A 19,598-nucleotide genomic window follows, 5' to 3' on the forward strand; every position below is an offset into this window, starting at 1 on the left:
GTGTGATTCGGGGACGGGTCGGGATGTAAATCGGGTCGGGCAGGGATAAGGGAACGAATCGGAGTCCAGTCACGGTAGTCAGGGCGGCGGGTGCGGTTCAAGTTGTTGTCCCCAGGCTGTGGACAAGTGTCTCCCGGCGACTCCTGGTTTGACCGGATGGCGTAGCCGCGCGTACCGTAACCAGGTCGAGTTGTCGATGGCTGCTGCCGCCTGCCTCCGATGGGCACAGATCACTGGGGTGATCGGTAAGCGGTGCACTCGGGCGTAACTGCGAGCTACTCGTGGGCGCACGGTGACAGCCAGGACGGCACCCCGCAACCACCGATTCTTTCTGGAGCCCCCGAGTGAGCAAGCGCACCTTCCAGCCGAACAACCGTCGTCGCGCGAAGACCCACGGCTTCCGGCTGCGTATGCGCACCCGTGCCGGCCGCGCGATTCTCGCGTCCCGCCGTAGCAAGGGTCGCGCCCGCCTGTCCGCCTGATCCCGATCAGGTCATGACGTCGTGCTGCCCACCGAGAACCGGCTGAGGCGGCGCGAGGACTTCGCGACCGCGGTACGACGAGGTCGCCGGGCAGGCCGCCCGACGCTCGTCGTCCACCTTCGAAGCGGTGCCACGGACCCGCATGCGCCTGGGGAGAGCGCTCCCCCGACGCGTGCGGGTTTCGTCGTGAGCAAGGCCGTGGGTGGCGCGGTCATGCGCAACAAGGTGAAGCGCAGGCTTCGCCACCTGATGCGCGAGCGAGTCGCCCAGCTGCCCCCCGGTAGCCTGGTAGTCGTACGAGCGCTGCCCGGAGCGGGCGACGCCGACCATGCACAGCTGGCCCGAGACCTGGATGCCGCCCTTCAGCGGCTGCTGGGAGGGGGCGCGCGATGAAGTACCCGCTGCTGGCTCTGATCAAGCTCTACCAGTGGACGATCAGTCCGCTGCTCGGGCCGGTCTGCAAGTACTACCCATCGTGCTCCCACTACGGCTACACGGCCATCGACCGGCACGGTGCCATCAAGGGAACGGCACTCACGGCCTGGCGCATCCTGCGGTGCAACCCGTGGTCGCTGGGCGGTGTGGACCATGTCCCGCCGCGCAAGCGTCCGCGGTGGCACGAAATGCTGCGTAACGCGTGGCGCGCACGCAAGGGCGGGCCCTCCGCCGCCGACCCGGCCACCGAGGGACAGACTCTTCCCACAAGTCCGTCGAGTCCTTCGAGCCCGGCCGCAGAGACACCGTCCCATGCCCAAGGAGCATGATTAGTGGACACGATTGCCAGCCTCTTCAGCTTCATCACCACACCCGTCTCCTGGGTCATCGTCCAGTTCCACACGGTGTACGGCGCCATCTTCGGCCCCGACACCGGGTGGGCCTGGGGCCTGTCGATCGTGTCCCTGGTGATCCTGATCCGTATCTGCCTGATCCCGCTCTTCGTGAAGCAGATCAAGGCGACCCGGGCGATGCAGACGCTCCAGCCCGAGATGAAGAAGATCCAGGAGCGCTACAAGAACGACAAGCAGCGTCAGTCCGAAGAGATGATGAAGCTGTACAAGGAGACGGGCACCAACCCGCTCTCCTCGTGCCTTCCCATCCTGGCGCAGTCCCCGTTCTTCTTCGCCCTGTACCACGTGCTCAACAGCATCGCGTCGAACGACACCATCGGCGTGATCAACAACCGGCTGCTGGAGAGCGCGCAGCAGGCCCACATCTTCGGTGCACCGCTCGCGGCGAAGTTCACCGACAGCGCCTCGAAGGTGGAGGCCCTCGGGTCCTCCATCACCGATGTGCGGGTCGTCACGGCCATCATGATCGTCCTGATGTCGGCGTCGCAGTTCTTCACGCAGCGCCAGCTGATGACGAAGAACATCGACACCACGGTGAAGACGCCGTTCATGCAGCAGCAGAAGATGCTGATGTACGTCTTCCCGGTCATGTTCGCCGTCTTCGGCATCAACTTCCCCGTCGGTGTCCTCGTCTACTGGCTGACCACCAACGTGTGGACCATGGGCCAGCAGATGTACGTCATCCGCAACAACCCGACTCCGGGTTCCAAGGCCCAGGCCGAGTACCTGGAGCGTCTGCACAAGCACGTCACGCACCGCGACAAGGTCGCCCGTCGCCGGGACCGGGTCATCGTGAAGGCCATCGTCGCCAAGGGCCGGGACCGCAACGAGTACGAGCGCAAGTTCATCAACGGACTGAGCAAGGCCGGACTCGCCGCGCAGGCCGACGGCACGGTGATCAGGAGCGACGCCGCGGCCGCGGCCCAGGCCGAGGACGGTACGCCGGCCACCACCGGTACGCCGAAGCGCCAGCAGCCCAAGCGGCAGACCAAGGCGCAGCGCCAGTCCGGCACCGTCGGAGGTGCGAAGGCAGCGGGTGAGCAGGAGCCGAAGACCTCGCTGACCAAGTCCGACGAGCCCGAGGACGCCAAGCCCGCCGCCGCTGCCAAGAAGGGCGGCGCGAAGCCCGCCGGCGGTACCCGCAGCAAGGCCCAGTCCGGACAGCGCAAGGGCCCCCAGCGGCCCAAGTCCCCGTCCAAGAAGTAAGAAGGAGTCCATCCCGTGACGGAAGGCACCACCTCCGCCGCTGCCGAGGGTGTAGACACCCTGACTCGCCTGGAGCAGGAAGGCGAGATCGCGGCGGACTACCTGGAGGGTCTGCTCGACATCGCCGACCTCGACGGCGACATCGACATGGACGTCGAGGCGGACCGTGCCTCCGTCTCGATCATCAGCGACACGGGCGGCCGTGATCTGCAGAAGCTGGTCGGCCGTGACGGTGAGGTGCTGGAGGCCCTCCAGGAGCTCACCCGCCTGGCCGTGCACCGGGAGACCGGTGACCGCAGCCGTCTGATGCTCGACATCGCGGGGTACCGCGCCCAGAAGCGCTCCGAGCTGTCCGAGCTGGGCGCCAAAGCCGCCGCCGAGGCCAAGAGCAGCGGCGAGGCCGTGAAGCTGAAGCCGATGACGCCGTTCGAGCGCAAGGTCGTGCACGACGCGGTCAAGGCTGCCGGCCTGCGCAGCGAGTCCGAGGGCGAGGAGCCGCAGCGCTTCGTCGTCGTGCTGCCCGCCTGATCGGCCCCTGCTTTTCCCGGCCCCGTCTGTTGCGCAGACGGGGCCGAACTTTGTCAGCCTGATAGTTCTGTGGTTCTGATGTCGGCGCCGGGTGCGCCGACGCGGTACGGAAGGACGGTCCCCCGTGACGGAGGCAGCGGAGCTTCCCCCCGCGCCCGAGCAGGCGCGCGAGGTGTTCGGTGACCGCTTCGCGGATGCGGTGCGCTACGCCGAGCTGCTCGCTGAGGCAGGCGTGCAGCGCGGTCTCATCGGTCCACGCGAAGTGCCCCGCCTGTGGGAGCGGCACCTGCTGAACTGCGCTGTCCTCTCGGAGGTCGTGCCCGAGGGCGTGACGGTGTGCGACGTCGGCTCGGGCGCCGGCCTGCCGGGCATTCCGCTGGCGCTGGTCCGGGAGGACCTGAAGATCACCCTGCTGGAGCCGCTGCTGCGGCGCACCAACTTCCTCACCGAGGTCGTGGAGCTGCTGGGCCTCGACCATGTGACGGTCATGCGTGGCCGGGCCGAGGAGGTCATGGGGAAGATCCAGCCCGTCCATGTGGTGACCGCCCGAGCCGTCGCACCCCTCGACCGTCTCGCCACCTGGGGCATCCCGCTGCTGCGCCCGTACGGAGAGATGCTCGCGCTCAAGGGCGACGCCGCCGAGGAGGAGCTGAAGAGCGCCTCCACGGCGCTCAGCAAGCTGGGAGCCGTGGGGACCTCCATCCTGCATGTGGGTGAGGGTGTGGTGGACCCGATGTCCACGGTGGTGCGCGTCGAGGTCGGGGAGAGCCCGGGCGGTGTGCGCTTCGCCGCGAAGCGGGCCAAGGCGGCTCGCACGGGGCGCGCGCGTCGGCGCCGCTGATCCGTTCCTGCGGACGAGACGTACTCCACACAAGCTGCCAAACCTACGCATGCCGGAGTGTCGCGGCGGTCCGGCCACGGCTGCCCTGCATCGTGTTTCACGTGAAACGTCGCTCACTGCTGCACGGCATCATCAGTCGTGGCCGCGCTGCGGCCGAACCCCGCGACCGTAAGCCCCTCGGTTCACTCGACGAGGGAACTGAGTTGTCCACAGAGGTGGATTTCTCCACAGAACGTCAGGCCTCACTGGTTCGCGACCCCGAAGACATGGGAGGCTCTGTTCATTGCGAGCCTGAAGTCGAGGAGAGTGAATCCTTGCGGTCCGACGCCAACATCGCGGGACCGATGACCGATCCGGTCCCCGGTCCCCGTACCGAGTCGATGGGGGCGGATGTTTCACGTGAAACACCGCCTCCGATGGACGACACTCCCATCGGTCGTGCTGCCCAATTGGCGGTGGAGGCTCTGGGCCGCGCCGGCGAAGGCCTGCCGCGGCCTGAGCAGACCCGGATCATCGTGGTCGCCAATCAGAAGGGCGGTGTGGGCAAGACGACGACGACCGTCAACCTGGCCGCGTCGCTGGCTCTGCACGGCGGCCGGGTCCTCGTGGTCGACCTCGACCCTCAGGGCAACGCGTCCACTGCGCTGGGAATCGACCACCACGCCGAAGTCCCGTCCATCTACGACGTGTTGGTGGAGAGCAAGCCGCTCTCCGAGGTCGTCCAGCCGGTTCCCGATGTCGAGGGTCTCTTCTGCGCCCCCGCCACGATCGATCTCGCCGGTGCGGAGATCGAGCTGGTGTCCCTGGTGGCGCGGGAGAGCAGGCTGCAGCGCGCCATCCAGGCGTACGAGCAGCCGCTGGACTACATCCTCATCGACTGCCCGCCCTCACTCGGCCTCCTGACGGTCAACGCCTTGGTGGCGGGCCAGGAAGTCCTGATCCCGATTCAGTGCGAGTACTACGCGCTGGAGGGCCTGGGCCAGTTGCTGCGCAACGTCGACCTGGTGCGGGGGCACCTCAACCCCTCCCTGCACGTGTCGACCATTCTGCTCACCATGTACGACGGCCGGACGCGCCTGGCGTCCCAGGTCGCCGAAGAGGTACGCACCCACTTCGGCGACGAGGTACTGCGGACGAGCATCCCCCGGTCCGTCCGTATCTCCGAGGCGCCGAGTTACGGGCAGACGGTCCTGACTTACGATCCAGGATCGAGTGGTGCCCTCTCTTATCTTGAGGCGGCACGAGAGATCGCGCTGAAGGGCGTGGGCATCAGCTATGACGCCACACACGCCCACATCGGCGCACAGCAGAACGACCCGAGCATGGTGGAGGGCATTCAGTGAGCGAGCGACGGAGGGGACTGGGCCGTGGCCTCGGCGCACTGATCCCTGCCGCCCCGACGGAGAAGTCGGTGGCCCAGGCTGCGGCAGGAAATGCCGTGTCCACATCTCCTGCGGCAGTGCCCGCGCTGCCGACCGACCGTGGGGTGGCCGCGGCGAAGGTGGCGACGCTGCCGGCTGTTTCACGTGAAACCGAGGAAGCGGCGCAGCCCCCTGCTCCGGCCACCCCCGCTGCGCCGATCGGTGCGCACTTCGCCGAGATCCCGCTCGACGAGATCACGCCGAACCCGCGGCAGCCGCGTGACGTCTTCGACGAGGACGCGCTGTCCGAGCTCATCACGTCCATCAAGGAAGTGGGGCTCCTTCAGCCGGTCGTCGTCCGGCAGGTGGGCCCCGCCCGCTATGAGCTCATCATGGGTGAGCGTCGCTGGCGGGCTTGCCGTGAGGCGGGCCTGGAGGCGATCCCGGCGATCGTGCGCGCCACGGAGGACGAGAAGCTCCTTCTGGACGCCCTCCTGGAGAACCTGCACCGCGCTCAGCTGAACCCGCTGGAAGAGGCCGCCGCCTACGACCAGTTGCTCAGGGACTTCAACTGCACGCACGACCAGCTGGCGGACCGTATCGGCCGGTCCCGCCCGCAGGTCTCCAACACCCTGCGCCTGCTGAAGCTCTCGCCGGCTGTGCAGCGCCGGGTCGCCGCGGGGGTGCTCTCCGCCGGTCATGCGCGGGCCCTGCTGTCCGTCGAGGACTCGGAGGAGCAGGACAGGCTGGCCCACCGCATCGTCGCCGAAGGGCTGTCGGTGCGCGCCGTCGAGGAGATCGTCACCCTCATGGGGTCGCGGCCCCAGAAGGCTCAGAAGCCCAAGGGACCGCGTGCCGGGGCCCGGGTCTCTCCCGCCCTGTCCGAGCTCGCCACGCGCCTCTCGGACCGCTTCGAGACGCGGGTGAAGGTCGACCTGGGGCAGAAGAAGGGCAAGATCACCGTCGAGTTCGCCTCGATGGAGGACCTGGAGCGGATCCTCGGTTCTCTCGCTCCCGGCGAGGGGCCGGTCCTGCAGAGGAGTCTTCTGGAGGGCGACGCCGAGGACAGCGAGTCCTGAGCCTCCCCAGGGAGTCTCGGCTGCGCATCCGACAGAGCGGGCCGTGTCCGGTGTGTACCGGAACATGGCCCGCTCTTTCCTTTTCGGCGGTTTCGAGGGAATCGCATCGTCGATACCATGCGTTCGGGTACGGCGCGACCACCCGGCAGCACCTGTGAGAGGGAGGCAGGGGCCATGCGAACGATGAGCCGCACCGGACTGGTGAGCGCCGGTTTGGGGCTGGGGGCGGTCGGTGGATTCATCGGCAGCCTCCTCAGGGAACGGAGTGCTCTGACAGCCGCTCGCGATGCGGCGGGCGAAGGAAGCGAGGAACAGCCTCCATGGGGCGTCGGCTTGTACCGCTCACGCTGGACAACCTCCAGGACCTTCCCCAGCGCTGTCGCTCGTGCGTCTTCTGGGAGCTCGACCCGGTCAGCGGTGAGGCAGCGGTAAAGGCGGGCACGTCCGATCTGGAGAAGGAGGCCTGGATCTCAGCGGTGTTGCTGGACTGGGGCTCCTGCGGCCGTGTCGTCTACGTCGACGACGTGCCGGTGGGCTTCGTTCTCTACGCCCCTCCCGCCTACGTCCCGCGCTCCACGGCGTTCCCCACGAGCCCCGTCTCCCCTGACGCCGTCCAGCTGATCACCGCGTTCATCGTGCCGGGTTACCAGGGGCAAGGGCTGGGCCGGGTCATGGTCCAGACGGTGGCGAAGGATCTGCTGCGGCGCGGCTTCAAGGCGATCGAGGCATTCGGAGACGCGCGCTGGAAGGAGCCGGCCTGTGTGCTGCCCGCCGATCATCTCCTGGCGGTGGGCTTCAAGACGGTCCGGCAGCACCCCATCCATCCTCGGCTGAGACTGGAGCTGCGGTCCACGCTCTCCTGGAAGGAAGACGTCGAGATGGCGCTCGACCGGCTTCTGGGAGCTGTTCAGAAGGAACCGGCGCTGCGGCCGCTGTAGAAGCGAGCGAGCACACGCTGCGGCCGCTGGAAAGGCGGGTACACAAACGAATGGGCCAGCCCTTCCGGGCTGGCCCATTCGTGTTTCACGTGAAACATGCACCGTCGACTGACGGCTCAGCCGTCTTACTCGGCGATGAACTCCTCCAGGTCGCGAACGATCGCGGCCTTCGGCTTGGCGCCCACGATGGTCTTGGCGACCTCGCCACCCTGGTAGACGTTCAGGGTCGGGATGGACATGACGCCGTACTTGGCGGCCGTACCCGGGTTCTCGTCGATGTTCAGCTTGACGATCTCGATCTTGTCGCCGTACTCCGAGGCGATCGCCTCAAGGGACGGCGCGATCTGGCGGCACGGGCCGCACCAGGCAGCCCAGAAGTCCACCAGGACGGGCTTGTCGCTCTTGAGGACGTCCTGCTCGAAGGAGTCGTCGGTCACATTCTTCAGGGTGCCGGCCACTGCGGGCTCCTTAACTGTTGGTGCGTGGGGCGGGTAGGGAGGGGTCAGACAGCGGTCTTCTCGGGCTCCGCCTGCTCCTCGTCCGCGAGGGCGGCGAGGAAGCGCTCGGCGTCGAGAGCGGCGGAGCAGCCGGTCCCGGCCGCGGTGATCGCCTGCCGGTAGGTGTGGTCCACGACGTCGCCGGCACCGAAGACACCCGGCAGGTTCGTGCGCGTGGACGGCGCATTCACCTTCAGGTAGCCCTCTTCGTCCAGGTCGAGCTGACCCTTGAAGAGCTCGGTGCGGGGGTCGTGGCCGATGGCGATGAAGAGACCCGTCACCGGCAGGTCCGAGAGCTCACCGGTCTTGAGGTTGCGCAGCTTCAGGCCGGAGAGCTTCGGGTCGCCCTGGATCTCGGCGACCTCGCTGTCCCACACGAACGAGATCTTCGGGTCGGCGAAGGCGCGCTCCTGCATGGCCTTCGAGGCACGCAGGGTGTCCCGCCGGTGGACGACGGTGACCGACTTGGCGAAGCGCGAGAGGAAGGTCGCCTCCTCCATGGCGGTGTCACCGCCACCGATCACGGCGATGTCCTGGTCCTTGAAGAAGAACCCGTCGCAGGTGGCGCACCACGACACGCCACGGCCGGAGAGAGCGTCCTCGTTCGGCAGGCCGAGCTTGCGGTGCTGCGAGCCGGTCGCCACGATGACGGCCTTGGCCCGGTGGACGGTACCGGCAGTGTCCGTGACGGTCTTGATCTCACCGGTCAGGTCGACGGCCACCACGTCGTCCGGGACGAGCTCGGCGCCGAAGCGCTCCGCCTGGGCGCGCATGTTGTCCATGAGCTCGGGGCCCATGATGCCGTCCTGGAAGCCCGGGAAGTTCTCGACGTCGGTGGTGTTCATGAGCGCACCACCCGCGGTGACAGCGCCCTCGAACACCAGGGGCTTCAGCGACGCGCGTGCGGTGTACAGCGCCGCCGTGTAACCGGCGGGCCCGGAGCCGATGATGATCACGTTACGGACGTCGCTCACGGCTTGATTCCTCGTCTCTGGACTGCGTCGTTCGACCGGTGGGAGCTTCTTCCGAAGCTCTCACCCCACCCAACGGATCCTAAGGGGCGCGCATTCCCACTGTGTCCGGGCACACGGAGATGCGGGCCCCGTGCCGGATACCACGCAGGGACTGCCGGATACCACGCAGGGGGAAGACGAAGCGCCGGCTCAGGACGACGGGTAGGAACGCTCCAGGAGAACCGTGCCCTTGGACGCGGAGCCCTTCTGATCCACACAGGTCGCATCGACGACGTAGGCGGTGACCCGGGTCGCGTCGGCCGCGTCGGGAAGCAGCACGAGCATGGCCTTCTTCCCTTGGTAGCGGCCGTTCTCGACAGCGAGGGCGGCATCCTCACGCCCGATGCCGTCGCGCACGCAGCCGGGCACGACGACCTCCCTGAAGACCTTGGGCTGGTCGCTGCCGGGGGCGGTCGCCGCGCCGAAGGGAGTGCGTGAGCCGCCGTCCCCTTCGCTCTCGCTCTTGTTCTCGGACTTGTTCTCGGAGAGGAGATCGGAGACCTGGTTCCTCAGCTGCCCCTCGGAGAAGGTGTCCGCAGGGCTGGTCTGCCCCCCGCCCGCCGTGTCACGGGTGGGCTCACCGTCGCCGAGGGATGACAGCAGGACGGACCCCAGCCCGAAGGCGGCGACCGTGAAGACGGTGCCCAGAACGGCGATCCTGCGCCGCCCGTTCCGGGTGCGTCCCTTGCGTCCCGGGCCGGTGGTCGAGGCGCGGGGGCGTCCGGCGGGCCGGTCGGCGGAGGGCGATGTTTCACGTGAAACATGCGCACCGCTGTCGTCCCGCGCGTCGGATCCCACGTCGGAATCGGCGCCGTGATCGGAACCGACACCGTGACCGGAACCGGCACCGTGATCGGACTCGGCTGCAGCGTCCCCGGCGGGGGCACTCGTGGACGCGGCCGGGCTGTCCGAGGTCTCCGGGCGCGTGGCCGTCAGGAGGGCCTCGGCGGCGAGAGCGGCATCGATGCGGCCGGCCACCTCGGCGGGCATGCGCGGCGGCCCCGGCAGGGTGCCGAGCAGGCCGCGGATCTCCTCCAGGGAGGCGTAGACGTCCGCGCAGAGCTCACACGAGTCGAGGTGCCGCCGCAGATCGCTGCTCCGGGCCGGCGGGAGGAGACCCTCGGCGAGGTCGGAGATCTCCGCGACGTCCGGGTGCCAGTCCATGTCGGTCGTCGACGTCACGCTCGTCCACCTCCGCCCTTCACTACAGCTGAGTCGCTCGGTCCTGTGTCCGGCGGTTCCGCTGGACGCGGTCCCGCTGCGGGTGGGACGGCCGAGTCCGGCGTCCGGTTCCGCTCCGGGCCCGTCTTCTTGCCGCCGCCGTCGGGCCGCAGGTGGGTGAGCAGCGGCAGGAGCCTGGCTCTGCCGCGGGCGCACCGGCTTTTCACCGTGCCGGTCGGCACATCGAGGATGCGGGCGGCCTCCGCGACGGGGTAGCCCTGCATGTCCACCAGGACGAGCGCCGCGCGCTGGTCGGCGGGCAGCGTGCCCAGCGCCTCGATGAGCTGGCGGTGGAGATCGTTGCGCTCGGCGGGTGCCGAGGCCGACTCGTGCGGCTCCAGCAGTTGCTCGAGGCGCTCGGTGTCGTCGACGGGGGAGGTCTTCCGGGAGGCCGCCTTGCGGGCCCGGTCCAGGCAGGCGTTCACCGTGATCCTGTGCAGCCACGTCGTGACGGCCGACTGGCCCCGGAAGGTGTGGGCGGCCCGGTAGGCGGAGACGAGGGCGTCCTGGACCGCGTCAGCGGCCTCCTCGCGGTCTCCCAGTGTTCTCAGGGCGACGGCCCAGAGCCGGTCGCGGTGCCGTCGGACGATCTCACCGAAGGCGTCGGGGTCACCCTCGACATGGCGGGCGAGGAGTTCTTGATCCGTGGCACCGCTGTGCTCGGCGCGGTCCCCCATCGAACCCCCTTCCCCTCGGTCGGCGCTCAGCCCGTGAACTTCACTTCGGTGATGGCCTGCTTGTAGCCCGGGTCGCTGAAGTTGGACGGGTCGGCGCCCGAGTACGGCAGCGCCGTCAGCCAGACCAGGACGTACCGGCTCTTCACGGGCTTGTCGACGGTGACCTTCGCGGAGGTGCCGCTGGTCGTCACATCGCCGAGCTTCTTCATGGAGCTCAGCGGGGTGGAGGAACCGGAGGAGTCGGTCGCGTACAGCTCGACCGTGGTGTGGTCGCCGCCGTACCGCAGTGACAGGGCCGCTGCCGAGACCTGCTGCTCGGATCCGAGGTCGTAGACGATGCCGACACCCGGCTTTATCACCATCTTCGGACCGTCGAGGTAGCTGTTGGTCCGCCAGCCCGTGGACGGGTCGCCGTCGTAGGTCTTGCCGACGTCGGCGGCGTGCTGGGCCTCGCCCTTGGCCACGTACTCCTCGGACCCCTTGATCGCGACGGGCTTCGGGGCCGGACGGTTCCTGTTCTTGTCACCGCCCTCGTTGTTCTGCGTCTTGGTCGGATCGTCCGGCGCGCCGCCCTGGTCCATGAGGGCGTCGGCCAGCTGCCAGCTGCCGAGGCCCAGCGCGGCGATCAGAAGGGCGGACACGGCCCACTTCAGGGCCTTGCCGGTGCGGCTCTGCAGCGGGGGCGGCGGGGCCGCGATCGGCTGGGCGGAGCCCGGGTGCGGGGCCTGACGGCCGTAGGTGCCCTGCTGGTACGTCGTGCGCTGGTACTCGGGCGGGGCGGTGAAGGCCGGCTCCGGCGGGCGGATGCGGGGCATCTCGCCGATCGCCTTCACCAGCTCCTCCGGCGTGGTGCACGGCGACTCGTGCCGGGAGGCGGTGGCACCGTCGTTGGCGAGGGCGCGCATGGAGAGCTCGGACAGGCCCCGGTGCACCCCGGCCCGCACCTGGTCCGGCGCGATGAGGCCGATGTCCTTCGGCAGCCCCGACAGCCCGTAGGCGTCGCTCTCGTACGGCCAGCGCTGGGTCAGCGCCGCGTACAGCAGGGCGCCGATGGCCTCGGTGTCGGTGCGCTGCGGGGTGTCGGACGAGATGCCGCGCAGCGCGGCGTTCACGGCCAGGCCGCGGATGCGCCACTGGCCGGTCGAGGCGCGCAGCACGGCGTTGGGGTTCAGCCGCAGATGGGCGAGGCCCTCACGGTGGGCGGCGGCCATGGCGGCGGAGACCTGGCTGACCATCTGGTAGGCGTCGTACGGCTCCAGGGGCCCGGCGGCGAGGAGCGTGGTCAGCTCCGTCGCGTCCGGGAGCCACTCGTGGACCACGTAGACGAGGTCGTTCTCCTCCACCGCGTCCAGCACCTGGACGAAGCGCGGGTCGCCGAGGAGCGCGGAGGAGCGCGCGGCGGCCAGGACGGACCGGGCCCGCGCATGGTCCGCGGGCAGGATGTGCACGCCCACGGCACGGCGCAGTTTCTCGTCCACGGCGCGCCAACTGCTGAAACCGTCCAGACGGGTGACGCACTCCTCGAGGCGGTAGCGCCTGGCGAGCTTGTGACCGCTGTGCAGTTCAGGCGTCGAGGTCTTCTCGGAGCCGTCGCTCCGGTTGCTCTCCTGTACCTCGTCGCTGTCCGTGTCCCGCTCCCGGTTCTTGGCCACCCCGTCGGCCGTGGACTGGTCCGCCTGTGCGGTCAGCGACGACTCGCCGCTGTTGTCTGCCACGTCGACGGCAGCCGTACTCCGTTCCGCCACCGTCGTTCCTGCCTCCCCATCCATTGCGCGCCGGCCGGCATCCGTTGCGCGCCGTCCGACGCCGAAACCAATTGTGCCCACAGTCCGCCGCTATGCACGACACGCGGTGGCTGACGATGGTTGTGCGCCTACCCCCCGACTCAGCGTCCCAGGCGTCCGCGGACCATGCCGACCAGCGAGTTGAGCTCCTCGATGCGCATGCGGCGGGCGGCGACGAAGAAGACCCCGAGCAGCACGACACCTCCGGCGAACACCGCGGCGAGCGAGCCCGCGACGCCCTGGCCGAGCGTCTGCCCGATGCCGTAGACGGCCGCGCCGCTGAGCAGGGCAGCCGGGATCGAGGCAATGCACAGCCGGGCGTAAGTCCGCAGGACACGGGCGCCGTCGAGGTCTCCGCCCAGCCGCTTGCGCAGCCGGCGCCAGGCGACGCCGACGCCGATCGCGTAGGCCAGTCCGTAGGAGGCGGCCATGCCGACCACGGCCCAGCGGGACGGGAGGACGAAGAAGCAGACCGCCGAGGCGCCGGCGTTGACCGCGGCCACGATGACCGTGTTGTAGAAGGGAGTTCGGGTGTCCTCGTAGGCGTAGAAGGCGCGCAGGACCACGTACTGCACGGAGTACGGGATCAGGCCGAGGCCGAACGCCATCAGCATGTAGCCCATGTTGGTCGCCTCGCTGGTGCCCGAGGAGCCGAACATCAGCGTGCACATCGGGATGCCGAGCGAGAGGAAACCGAAGGCGATCGGCACGATCGCCACCGCCGTGTTGCGCAGGCCCTGCGAGATGTCGTCGCGGACCGCGCCGCCGTCGCCCTCGGCCGCCGAGCGCGACAGGCGCGGCAGCAGAGCGGCCATGAGGGAGACGGTGATGATGGCCTGCGGCAGGCCCCAGATCAGCTGGGCGTTGGCGTAGGCGGCGAAACCGGTGCCGTCGACCGGCGAGGCCTTGCCCGCCGCGGTGGACAGCTGGATGACGATCATGGCGCCCGCCTGGTTGGCGAGGACGAAAAGCACCGTCCACTTGGCGAGCGTGACGGCCTTGCCGAGCCCCTGGCCCTTCCAGTCGAAGCGCAGCCGCAGCCGGAAGCCGGTCTCGCGCAGGTAGGGGATCATCGCCAGCGCCTGGACCACGAGGCCGAGCAGGACGCCGACGCCCAGCAGGCGCTGGCCCTCCGGCGGGATGGTGGTGACCTCCATGCCGGAGTCGGCCGCCGTGCCGTAGACGTAGATGAACATGCCCAGCGTCACGATGATGACGATGTTGTTCAGGACCGGGGTCCACATCATCGCGCCGAACTTGCCGCGGGCGTTGAGGATCTGGCCCATCACCACGTGGATGCCCATGAAGAAGATCGTGGGCAGGAAGAACTGGGCGAAGGTGGTGGCGACCTGGTTCGCCGCGGGGTCGCTGGCGACCGGATCGGACAGCACCCGGATCAGCAGGGGCGCACCGAGGACCGAGAGCGCGGTGAGTCCGCCGAGCGTCACGATGACCAGGGTCAGCAGACGGTTGGCGTAGGCCTCACCGCCGTCCTCGTCGTCCTTCATGGCGCGCACGAGCTGCGGTACGAAGACCGAGTTCAGACCGCCGCCGACGGTGAGGATGTAGATCATCGTCGGCAGCTGGTAGGCGACCTGGAAAGTGTCACCGAGCAGGCCGACGCCCAGGGCCGAGACGATCAGCGCGGAGCGGATGAAGCCGGTGAGGCGGGAGACCATCGTGCCGGCCGCCATCACGGCGCTGGACTTCATCAGGCCCGCGGCGCGTCCGGCCTTCTTCGGGGCGGGCGAGGGCGCCGACTCCTGGGCCGGGGCGTCCTCCGTCACGGGCGTCATCGCCGCGGTCTGTTCGGGTGCCGGGTACTGGCCCTGCGCCATGGGCGCCGGGGACGGGCCGGGGACCGAGGGCGACTCGTACGAGGGGTGGCCGCTGCTCTGCTGCTGGTCGCGGAAGAGGTGCGCGAACGCGTCCGGTTCCTGGCGCGGCTCGCCCGCCTGGGAGACGAGGTCGTCCACCCCGACGTACTGCGTGGTGCGCGGGTCGTCGCCGTACGGAAGGTGCCGCGTCGGGCCGTCCGGCTCGGGCGCGGGCGTCTGGGCCCACACCCGCGGGTCGGGGGCGTACGGCGACTGCGGCGGCTGGGCGTACAGCTGCTGCTGGGGCTGGTAGGTGCCCGGGGCGGGCGGCGGGTGCGCGGCGCGGTCGTAGAGCGCCTCGCCGACCGGGTCCTGGGCGGAGAGGTCGTGCGCCTGGTAGGGGTCCTGGGCGTAGGCGTCCTGGAGGTACATGTCCGCGGGCGGCTGCGGCGGTACCTGGCCGTGCTCGTCCGGCGAGCCCTCGAGCCCGCCCGCCTCGGGGTGGCCCGGGCTGCCCGCGGCACGGCCGCGGTCACCGTCGTACGGCGCGTTCATGGTTACCCCACCTCATCGTCCCGGGCCCACCGGCCACGACATCTCAACGGTCCACTCTCTCACCCGTGCCGGACGGGTCGGCGCTTTCCGCTGCGGTGTCCGGGGCCGGGTCACTCGGCTGCTCCGGGGCGCCTGCCCGGGAGCCGGCGGCGGGCTCCTCCGTGAGACGGTCGCCGGCGGTGTGCGGGTTCTGCGGGGCGCCGGCCGGTTCCTGCTCGCCGGCGGACTCCTCGGGCTCGATCTCCTCGGGCTCGGCGGCCTCGCGGGCGGCGGCGCGCTTGCGCTGGGTGTACATCCGGAAGCCGGCCAGGACCAGGAGCAGGAAGCCGCCGCCGATGACGAGCATCACCGTGGGAGTGACCTCGGTGACCCGCACGTCGAAGGTGACGGGGTCGCCGTAGGGACGGCCGTCCTCGGTGTAGAGCTGGGCGACCACTTCGGCCCGCCCGTTGGCGTTGGCGGACGTGGTGAACTTCACCGACTGGCTGTGGCCGCCGTTGACCGCGACGGGCTCCTCCTCGTAGGAGGCGTCGCCGATCTTGAGCCGGGTCGGGTTCTTCGACGTCAGCCGCAGCTCCAGGTGCTCGACGCCCTGCACCAGGTTGTTCTGGACGGTCACGGGGATCGTGGCGCTGCGGCCGGAGAGCTTGGTCTCCGTCTTCTGGATCAGCTTGACGCCGTCGATGATCCCGTCGAGGTAGGACTCGATGTCGTCGCGGTAGCCCACCGCCTCGACGCCCCGGCCGCGCCAGGACGTGGACATCTCGCGGTTCATGGCCCGCCCGAACGGGGTGACCACGCGGGACTGGATGGTGAGGATGACCTTGAACTTGTCGAGCTTGCCCTGCGTCTCGGCGATCTGCTCGAACGCGGCCCGCGGCAGTTCCTGCTTGCGCAGGTCACGGGGGTACGCCGAGGCCGGCGGCACCTTCGTGTTGGCCGCGGGGTCCGGCTTGGCCTTGGCGGCGTCCGCGAGGTCCTGCGCCTCGGACCAGTTCCCGCCCTCCAGGGCCGCCAGGGCTTCGGACATGGCCTGGGCCTGGCTGACGGACGGCATGCGCTGCGGGGCGACGACCACGCTGCGCTGCTTGCCGGTCTGCAGGCCCAGCGTCAGGCTCTGGGCGAGGAAGCGCTGCACGGCGAGCGTGGACGCGGAGGCCTTCGTCAGGTCGCCCTGGAAGGGCGTGGACATCCTGGCGTCCGCCACGACCGCCGTGGTGCCCCCGCCGATGGGCCGGGCCGCGGAGGGCGTGTACGACAGGTTGTCCTGGAGACTGTCGCCGCGCGCGATCACCTTGTCGGCGCCCGCGGACGTGGCGACCTTCACGATCGACGGGTCGACGGCGCCCTCGGCGGGCCAGGCGAAGTCCGTGTTCGGCTTCACATGGAGGATGGTCTCCACCGTGTCGTCCACGACGTCGGTGGCTTCCTTGAGGTGACTCAGCGAGCCGGTGACGTTCGTGCCGTTGTGGGCGAGGGAGGCCAGGTCGGGGTCGCCGTAGGGCAGGGCGACGACCTCCTTGCCGGCGACCGCCTGCTGGAGCTCGGTCAGCCACTTCTTGGCGAGCTCCTGGTTCCTGCCCGGGACGGTGGTGCCGTCCGCGGCGCGGACCTCGTAGCTCCTGGTCATGGCGTCGACGGACGCCAGCAGGTCCGGGTCGACCACCCAGGTGACGTCGAGGCCCTTGCCCAGCGACACCATCTGTTCCAGGCGGCCGCCCGGGGAGATCTCCTCGGCGAGTTCCTCGTCGCGGAAGACCGGCGTCTGCTGCTCGTTCGACCCCGTCTCGGCGGCCATGTGGGAGGTGGAGACGAGAGGCCACAGGAACGTGGTCTTCGTCTTCGTGCCGGCCTCCTCCGGCTGCCAGGGCAGGAACGTGCGCTGGATGCCGAGGAGCCGCTCCCAGGGCTGTGCGGTGGTCTCCCCGGAGAGGGTGACGCCCAGCTGGTAGACGCCGTCCCCGCCGAGGTCCAGCTCGTCCACGGGCACCGAGATCGAGAAGGGCTGGGCCACGCCGGGCGTGAGCTGGGGGAACGTCTCGGTGTACTTCCCGCCGACCTCCTCGCCGATGGGGCCCTGGAGGTCGGCGCTCTTCCTGGCCAGGGTGTCGATGGACGAACGGGTCTCGACCTGGGGGCCCACCCGCAGATCGACGTGGGCGTCGGTGACCGGCTGCTTGCCGTTGTTGATGACCGTGCCCGAGACCGTCACCGTGTCCCCCTCGGTGGGGGCGCTGGGGGTGAGCGAGTCGACCGCGACGGCGACCGAGCCCGCGCCGGAGGCAGCCTGCGGGGACTCCTGTCCCGCCGCGTCCGCGGGGGTCGCGGCGGGCAGCTGGAGGAGCCCGGCCAGCAGGGGCGCACCAGCGAGCAGTGCCCCGGTGCGCCGTAGCCACCGGCGGGCAGGTGAGGCACTGGTCCCCTGGAAGTCTGCCGCGTCGGCCACGCGCTCGCCCGTCCCTCGTCGTCGTCAGTGGTGGTCGTCGGAATGTGCGTCCACGCATGGTAACGATGCGCGCTGAGGGGAAGTGCCGCGGTCCGCCTCACAAGATCGCGGGCCGGCGCCCCGCTGCCCGGTATGACGCTCTAGGGAAGAGAGCGGTTCTCTGCCGCTCAAAGGCATCCCTTGTGCGCGTATGACGTGACCTGTCCCCACCCGGAATACGGGGAGCTGCGGGGCGCCCGGGCCACGTACCCTCTTCTTTTGTGCCGAACGCCAACGAAGAAACGTCCAGCGTCCTGAGCCAGGTGCAGCACCGCGCGGTGAGTGAACTGCTGCGGGTCGCCCCTGTCGCCGACGACCTCGCCCGCCGCTTCCAGGAGGCCGGGTTCTCCCTCGCCCTGGTCGGCGGCTCGGTCCGGGACGCGCTGCTGGGCCGGCTCGGCAACGACCTGGACTTCACGACCGACGCCCGTCCCCAGGACGTGCTCAAGATCGTGCGCCCCTGGGCGGACGCCGTCTGGGAGGTCGGGATCGCCTTCGGCACGGTCGGCGCCCACAAGGGCGGCTACCAGATCGAGGTGACCACCTACCGGTCCGAGGCCTACGACCGCACCTCGCGCAAGCCGGAGGTGTCGTACGGCGACTCGATCGAGGAGGATCTCGTCCGCCGTGACTTCACGGTGAACGCGATGGCCGTCGCGCTGCCGGAGAAGGACTTCATCGACCCGCACGGCGGTCTGGAGGACCTCGCGGCGCGTGTCCTGCGCACCCCGGGCACTCCCCAGGACTCCTTCTCGGACGACCCGCTGCGGATGATGCGGGCCGCGCGCTTCGCGGCTCAGCTGGACTTCGAGGTCGCGCCCGAGGTCGTCGCCGCGATGAAGGAGATGGCCGGACGGATCGAGATCGTCTCGGCCGAGCGGGTCCGGGACGAGCTGAACAAGCTGATCCTCTCCCCGCACCCGCGCAAGGGCCTGTCGCTGCTCGTGGAGAGCGGGCTCGCCGACCACGTGCTGCCCGAGCTGCCGGCCCTCCGGCTGGAGCGTGACGAGCACCACCGGCACAAGGACGTCTACGACCACACGCTGATCGTGCTGGAGCAGGCGATGGCGCTGGAGGACGACGGTCCGGACCTGACGCTGCGGCTGGCCGCCCTGCTGCACGACATCGGCAAGCCGCGCACCCGGCGCTTCGAGAAGGACGGCCGGGTCTCCTTCCACCACCACGAGGTGGTCGGGGCGAAGATGACCAAGAAGCGCATGACCGCGCTGAAGTACTCCAACGAGCTGGTGAAGGACGTCTCCCGGCTGGTCGAGCTCCACCTGCGGTTCCACGGCTACGGCACCGGCGAGTGGACGGACTCCGCGGTCCGCCGCTACGTCCGTGACGCCGGCCCGCTGCTCGACCGTCTCCACAAGCTGACCCGCTCGGACTGCACCACGCGCAACAAGCGCAAGGCGACGGCGCTGTCCCGGGCGTACGACGGGCTGGAGGAGCGGATCGCCCGGCTGCAGGAGCAGGAGGAGCTGGACTCGATCCGTCCCGACCTCGACGGCAACCAGATCATGGAGATCCTCGGCGTCGGTCCCGGTCCGGTCATCGGCCGCGCGTACAAGCACATGCTGGAGATGCGGCTGGAGCACGGGCCGATGGAGCACGACGCGGCGGTCGCGGTGCTCAAGGAGTGGTGGGCCGAGCAGGAAGGCTGAGGCGGTGGAACGGGGTCATGTTTCACGTGAAACATGACCCCGTTCCACCGCACGAGGGGCGGTGTTTCACGTGAAACACCGCCCCTCTACGCGTCCGCGTTCTTACTTGTAGTCCTTCAGGCAGAGCAGGAAGTCCTTGCCGTCACCGCTCTCGGTGTACGTGTACTGGAAGTCCTTGGCCTCGGCCTCGCACTTGCTCGACGCCAGGGTCTCCGTCAGGAAGGAGCCCTCGATTTTGGCCAGCACCTTGTACTGAGCCTTCGCGTCGCTGCACTCGACGACCTCGAGGTCGGGGTTGTTGTCGTTGGTGCTGCCGCGGTGCATGCAGTCGCCCACAGCCGCCGTGTTCGCGTCGTCCCGGCTGGTGATGTAACCGCCGATGGCGATGCCCGCCACCGCGACGACGATCACGATGTTCTTGATCGTCTTGAAGCTCAGCTTGCGGCCGGACGGCTGCGGCGGAACCGGGGCGTACGGGCCCGCGCCCTGGGGCGGGATGCCGGGCTGGCCGGGCTGCGGCGGGTACGGAGCCTGGGGCTGACCCGCGGGCTGGTTCTGGGCGAACGGGTTGCCCTGGGGCGGCGGAGTAGACACTTGGG

At 69.5% G+C, this 19,598-nt stretch carries 18 protein-coding genes; 10 read left to right on the forward strand and 8 right to left on the reverse strand.

From position 1 onward, the window contains the following. Nucleotides 1-344 precede the first annotated feature (344 nt). From rpmH to CHR28_RS18740, 9 genes are all read left to right on the forward strand, one after another. Nucleotides 345-482, forward strand: a complete 138-nt coding sequence (rpmH, locus tag CHR28_RS18700) for a 50S ribosomal protein L34 (protein ID WP_003956500.1) — start codon at nt 345-347, stop codon at nt 480-482. Nucleotides 483-503: 21 nt separating this feature from the next. After that, nucleotides 504-875: a ribonuclease P protein component gene (rnpA, locus tag CHR28_RS18705; RefSeq protein ID WP_094054794.1), complete on the forward strand. Its 372-nt coding sequence runs from the start codon at nt 504-506 to the stop codon at nt 873-875. Beyond that, entirely contained in the window at nt 872-1,246 is a 375-nt protein-coding gene (yidD, locus tag CHR28_RS18710) for a membrane protein insertion efficiency factor YidD (protein WP_094054795.1), read from the forward strand. Before rnpA ends, yidD begins: the two co-directional genes overlap by 4 nt. A 3-nt stretch (nt 1,247-1,249) precedes the next feature. Then, complete coding sequence (gene yidC / locus CHR28_RS18715; protein ID WP_094054796.1) at nt 1,250-2,536, forward strand: membrane protein insertase YidC; 1,287 nt, start codon at nt 1,250-1,252, stop codon at nt 2,534-2,536. Nucleotides 2,537-2,551: 15 nt separating this feature from the next. Continuing rightward, the gene (locus CHR28_RS18720; protein ID WP_094054797.1) at nt 2,552-3,064 is read left to right on the forward strand and encodes a Jag family protein; all 513 of its coding nucleotides are present in this window, start codon (nt 2,552-2,554) and stop codon (nt 3,062-3,064) included. 124 nt (nt 3,065-3,188) lie between these two features. Beyond that, nucleotides 3,189-3,905 (forward strand): 16S rRNA (guanine(527)-N(7))-methyltransferase RsmG, encoded by a 717-nt coding sequence (rsmG, locus tag CHR28_RS18725; RefSeq protein WP_094054798.1) that lies wholly within the window; start codon nt 3,189-3,191, stop codon nt 3,903-3,905. Nucleotides 3,906-4,171: 266 nt separating this feature from the next. Further along, the gene (locus tag CHR28_RS18730; protein ID WP_094054924.1) at nt 4,172-5,248 is read left to right on the forward strand and encodes a ParA family protein; all 1,077 of its coding nucleotides are present in this window, start codon (nt 4,172-4,174) and stop codon (nt 5,246-5,248) included. After that, nucleotides 5,245-6,345, forward strand: coding sequence for a ParB/RepB/Spo0J family partition protein (locus tag CHR28_RS18735; RefSeq protein WP_094054799.1), 1,101 nt, complete (start codon nt 5,245-5,247; stop codon nt 6,343-6,345). Before CHR28_RS18730 ends, CHR28_RS18735 begins: the two co-directional genes overlap by 4 nt. A gap of 320 nt (nt 6,346-6,665) precedes the next feature. Further along, nucleotides 6,666-7,283, forward strand: a complete 618-nt coding sequence (locus tag CHR28_RS18740) for a GNAT family N-acetyltransferase (RefSeq protein WP_094054800.1) — start codon at nt 6,666-6,668, stop codon at nt 7,281-7,283. A 125-nt stretch (nt 7,284-7,408) separates the two neighbouring features. Here CHR28_RS18740 and trxA read toward each other — a convergent pair whose 3' ends face one another. From trxA to CHR28_RS18775, 7 genes are all read right to left on the reverse strand, one after another. Then, on the reverse strand, nt 7,409-7,741 hold the full coding sequence (gene trxA / locus CHR28_RS18745) for a thioredoxin (protein WP_030847066.1): 333 nt from the start codon (nt 7,739-7,741) through the stop codon (nt 7,409-7,411). A gap of 44 nt (nt 7,742-7,785) precedes the next feature. Continuing rightward, on the reverse strand, nt 7,786-8,754 hold the full coding sequence (gene trxB, locus CHR28_RS18750; RefSeq protein WP_094054801.1) for a thioredoxin-disulfide reductase: 969 nt from the start codon (nt 8,752-8,754) through the stop codon (nt 7,786-7,788). Nucleotides 8,755-8,943: 189 nt separating this feature from the next. Next, nucleotides 8,944-9,975: an anti-sigma factor family protein gene (locus CHR28_RS18755; RefSeq protein WP_094054802.1), complete on the reverse strand. Its 1,032-nt coding sequence runs from the start codon at nt 9,973-9,975 to the stop codon at nt 8,944-8,946. Next, nucleotides 9,972-10,691 carry an RNA polymerase sigma factor SigM gene (gene sigM / locus CHR28_RS18760; protein WP_094054803.1) on the reverse strand — a complete coding sequence of 240 codons (720 nt, stop codon included), beginning with the start codon at nt 10,689-10,691 and terminating at the stop codon, nt 9,972-9,974. The genes CHR28_RS18755 and sigM overlap by 4 nt, the downstream gene beginning before the upstream one ends. Nucleotides 10,692-10,717: 26 nt before the next feature. Then, complete coding sequence (locus CHR28_RS18765; RefSeq protein WP_094054804.1) at nt 10,718-12,436, reverse strand: protein kinase family protein; 1,719 nt, start codon at nt 12,434-12,436, stop codon at nt 10,718-10,720. A gap of 140 nt (nt 12,437-12,576) precedes the next feature. Then, on the reverse strand, nt 12,577-14,847 hold the full coding sequence (gene murJ, locus CHR28_RS18770) for a murein biosynthesis integral membrane protein MurJ (RefSeq protein ID WP_094054805.1): 2,271 nt from the start codon (nt 14,845-14,847) through the stop codon (nt 12,577-12,579). 43 nt (nt 14,848-14,890) lie between these two features. Further along, the gene (locus tag CHR28_RS18775; protein WP_094054806.1) at nt 14,891-17,293 is read right to left on the reverse strand and encodes a DUF6049 family protein; all 2,403 of its coding nucleotides are present in this window, start codon (nt 17,291-17,293) and stop codon (nt 14,891-14,893) included. Nucleotides 17,294-17,553: 260 nt separating this feature from the next. Between CHR28_RS18775 and CHR28_RS18780 the strand changes: the two genes are divergently transcribed. Next, a complete protein-coding gene (locus CHR28_RS18780) occupies nt 17,554-18,999 on the forward strand; it encodes a CCA tRNA nucleotidyltransferase (protein ID WP_094054807.1) in 1,446 nt (481 codons plus the stop codon). Nucleotides 19,000-19,101: 102 nt separating this feature from the next. On the opposite strand, the gene CHR28_RS18785 is transcribed toward CHR28_RS18780, so the two are convergent. After that, nucleotides 19,102-19,593, reverse strand: a complete 492-nt coding sequence (locus tag CHR28_RS18785) for an LppU/SCO3897 family protein (RefSeq protein WP_094054808.1) — start codon at nt 19,591-19,593, stop codon at nt 19,102-19,104. Nucleotides 19,594-19,598 lie beyond the last annotated feature (5 nt).

Source organism: Streptomyces sp. XY006 (assembly GCF_002237655.1).
GTDB lineage: Bacteria > Actinomycetota > Actinomycetes > Streptomycetales > Streptomycetaceae > Streptomyces > Streptomyces levis.

Bases quoted from the DNA above. Each gene is read 5' to 3' on its own strand.
- yidD (WP_094054795.1), top strand. From the start codon at position 872: ATGAAGTACCCGCTGCTGGCTCTGATCAAGCTCTACCAGTGGACGATC.
- CHR28_RS18730 (WP_094054924.1), top strand. From the start codon at position 4,172: ATGGGAGGCTCTGTTCATTGCGAGCCTGAAGTCGAGGAGAGTGAATCC.
- CHR28_RS18740 (WP_094054800.1), top strand. From the start codon at position 6,666: ATGGGGCGTCGGCTTGTACCGCTCACGCTGGACAACCTCCAGGACCTT.
- sigM (WP_094054803.1), bottom strand. From the start codon at position 10,691: ATGGGGGACCGCGCCGAGCACAGCGGTGCCACGGATCAAGAACTCCTC.
- murJ (WP_094054805.1), bottom strand. From the start codon at position 14,847: ATGAACGCGCCGTACGACGGTGACCGCGGCCGTGCCGCGGGCAGCCCG.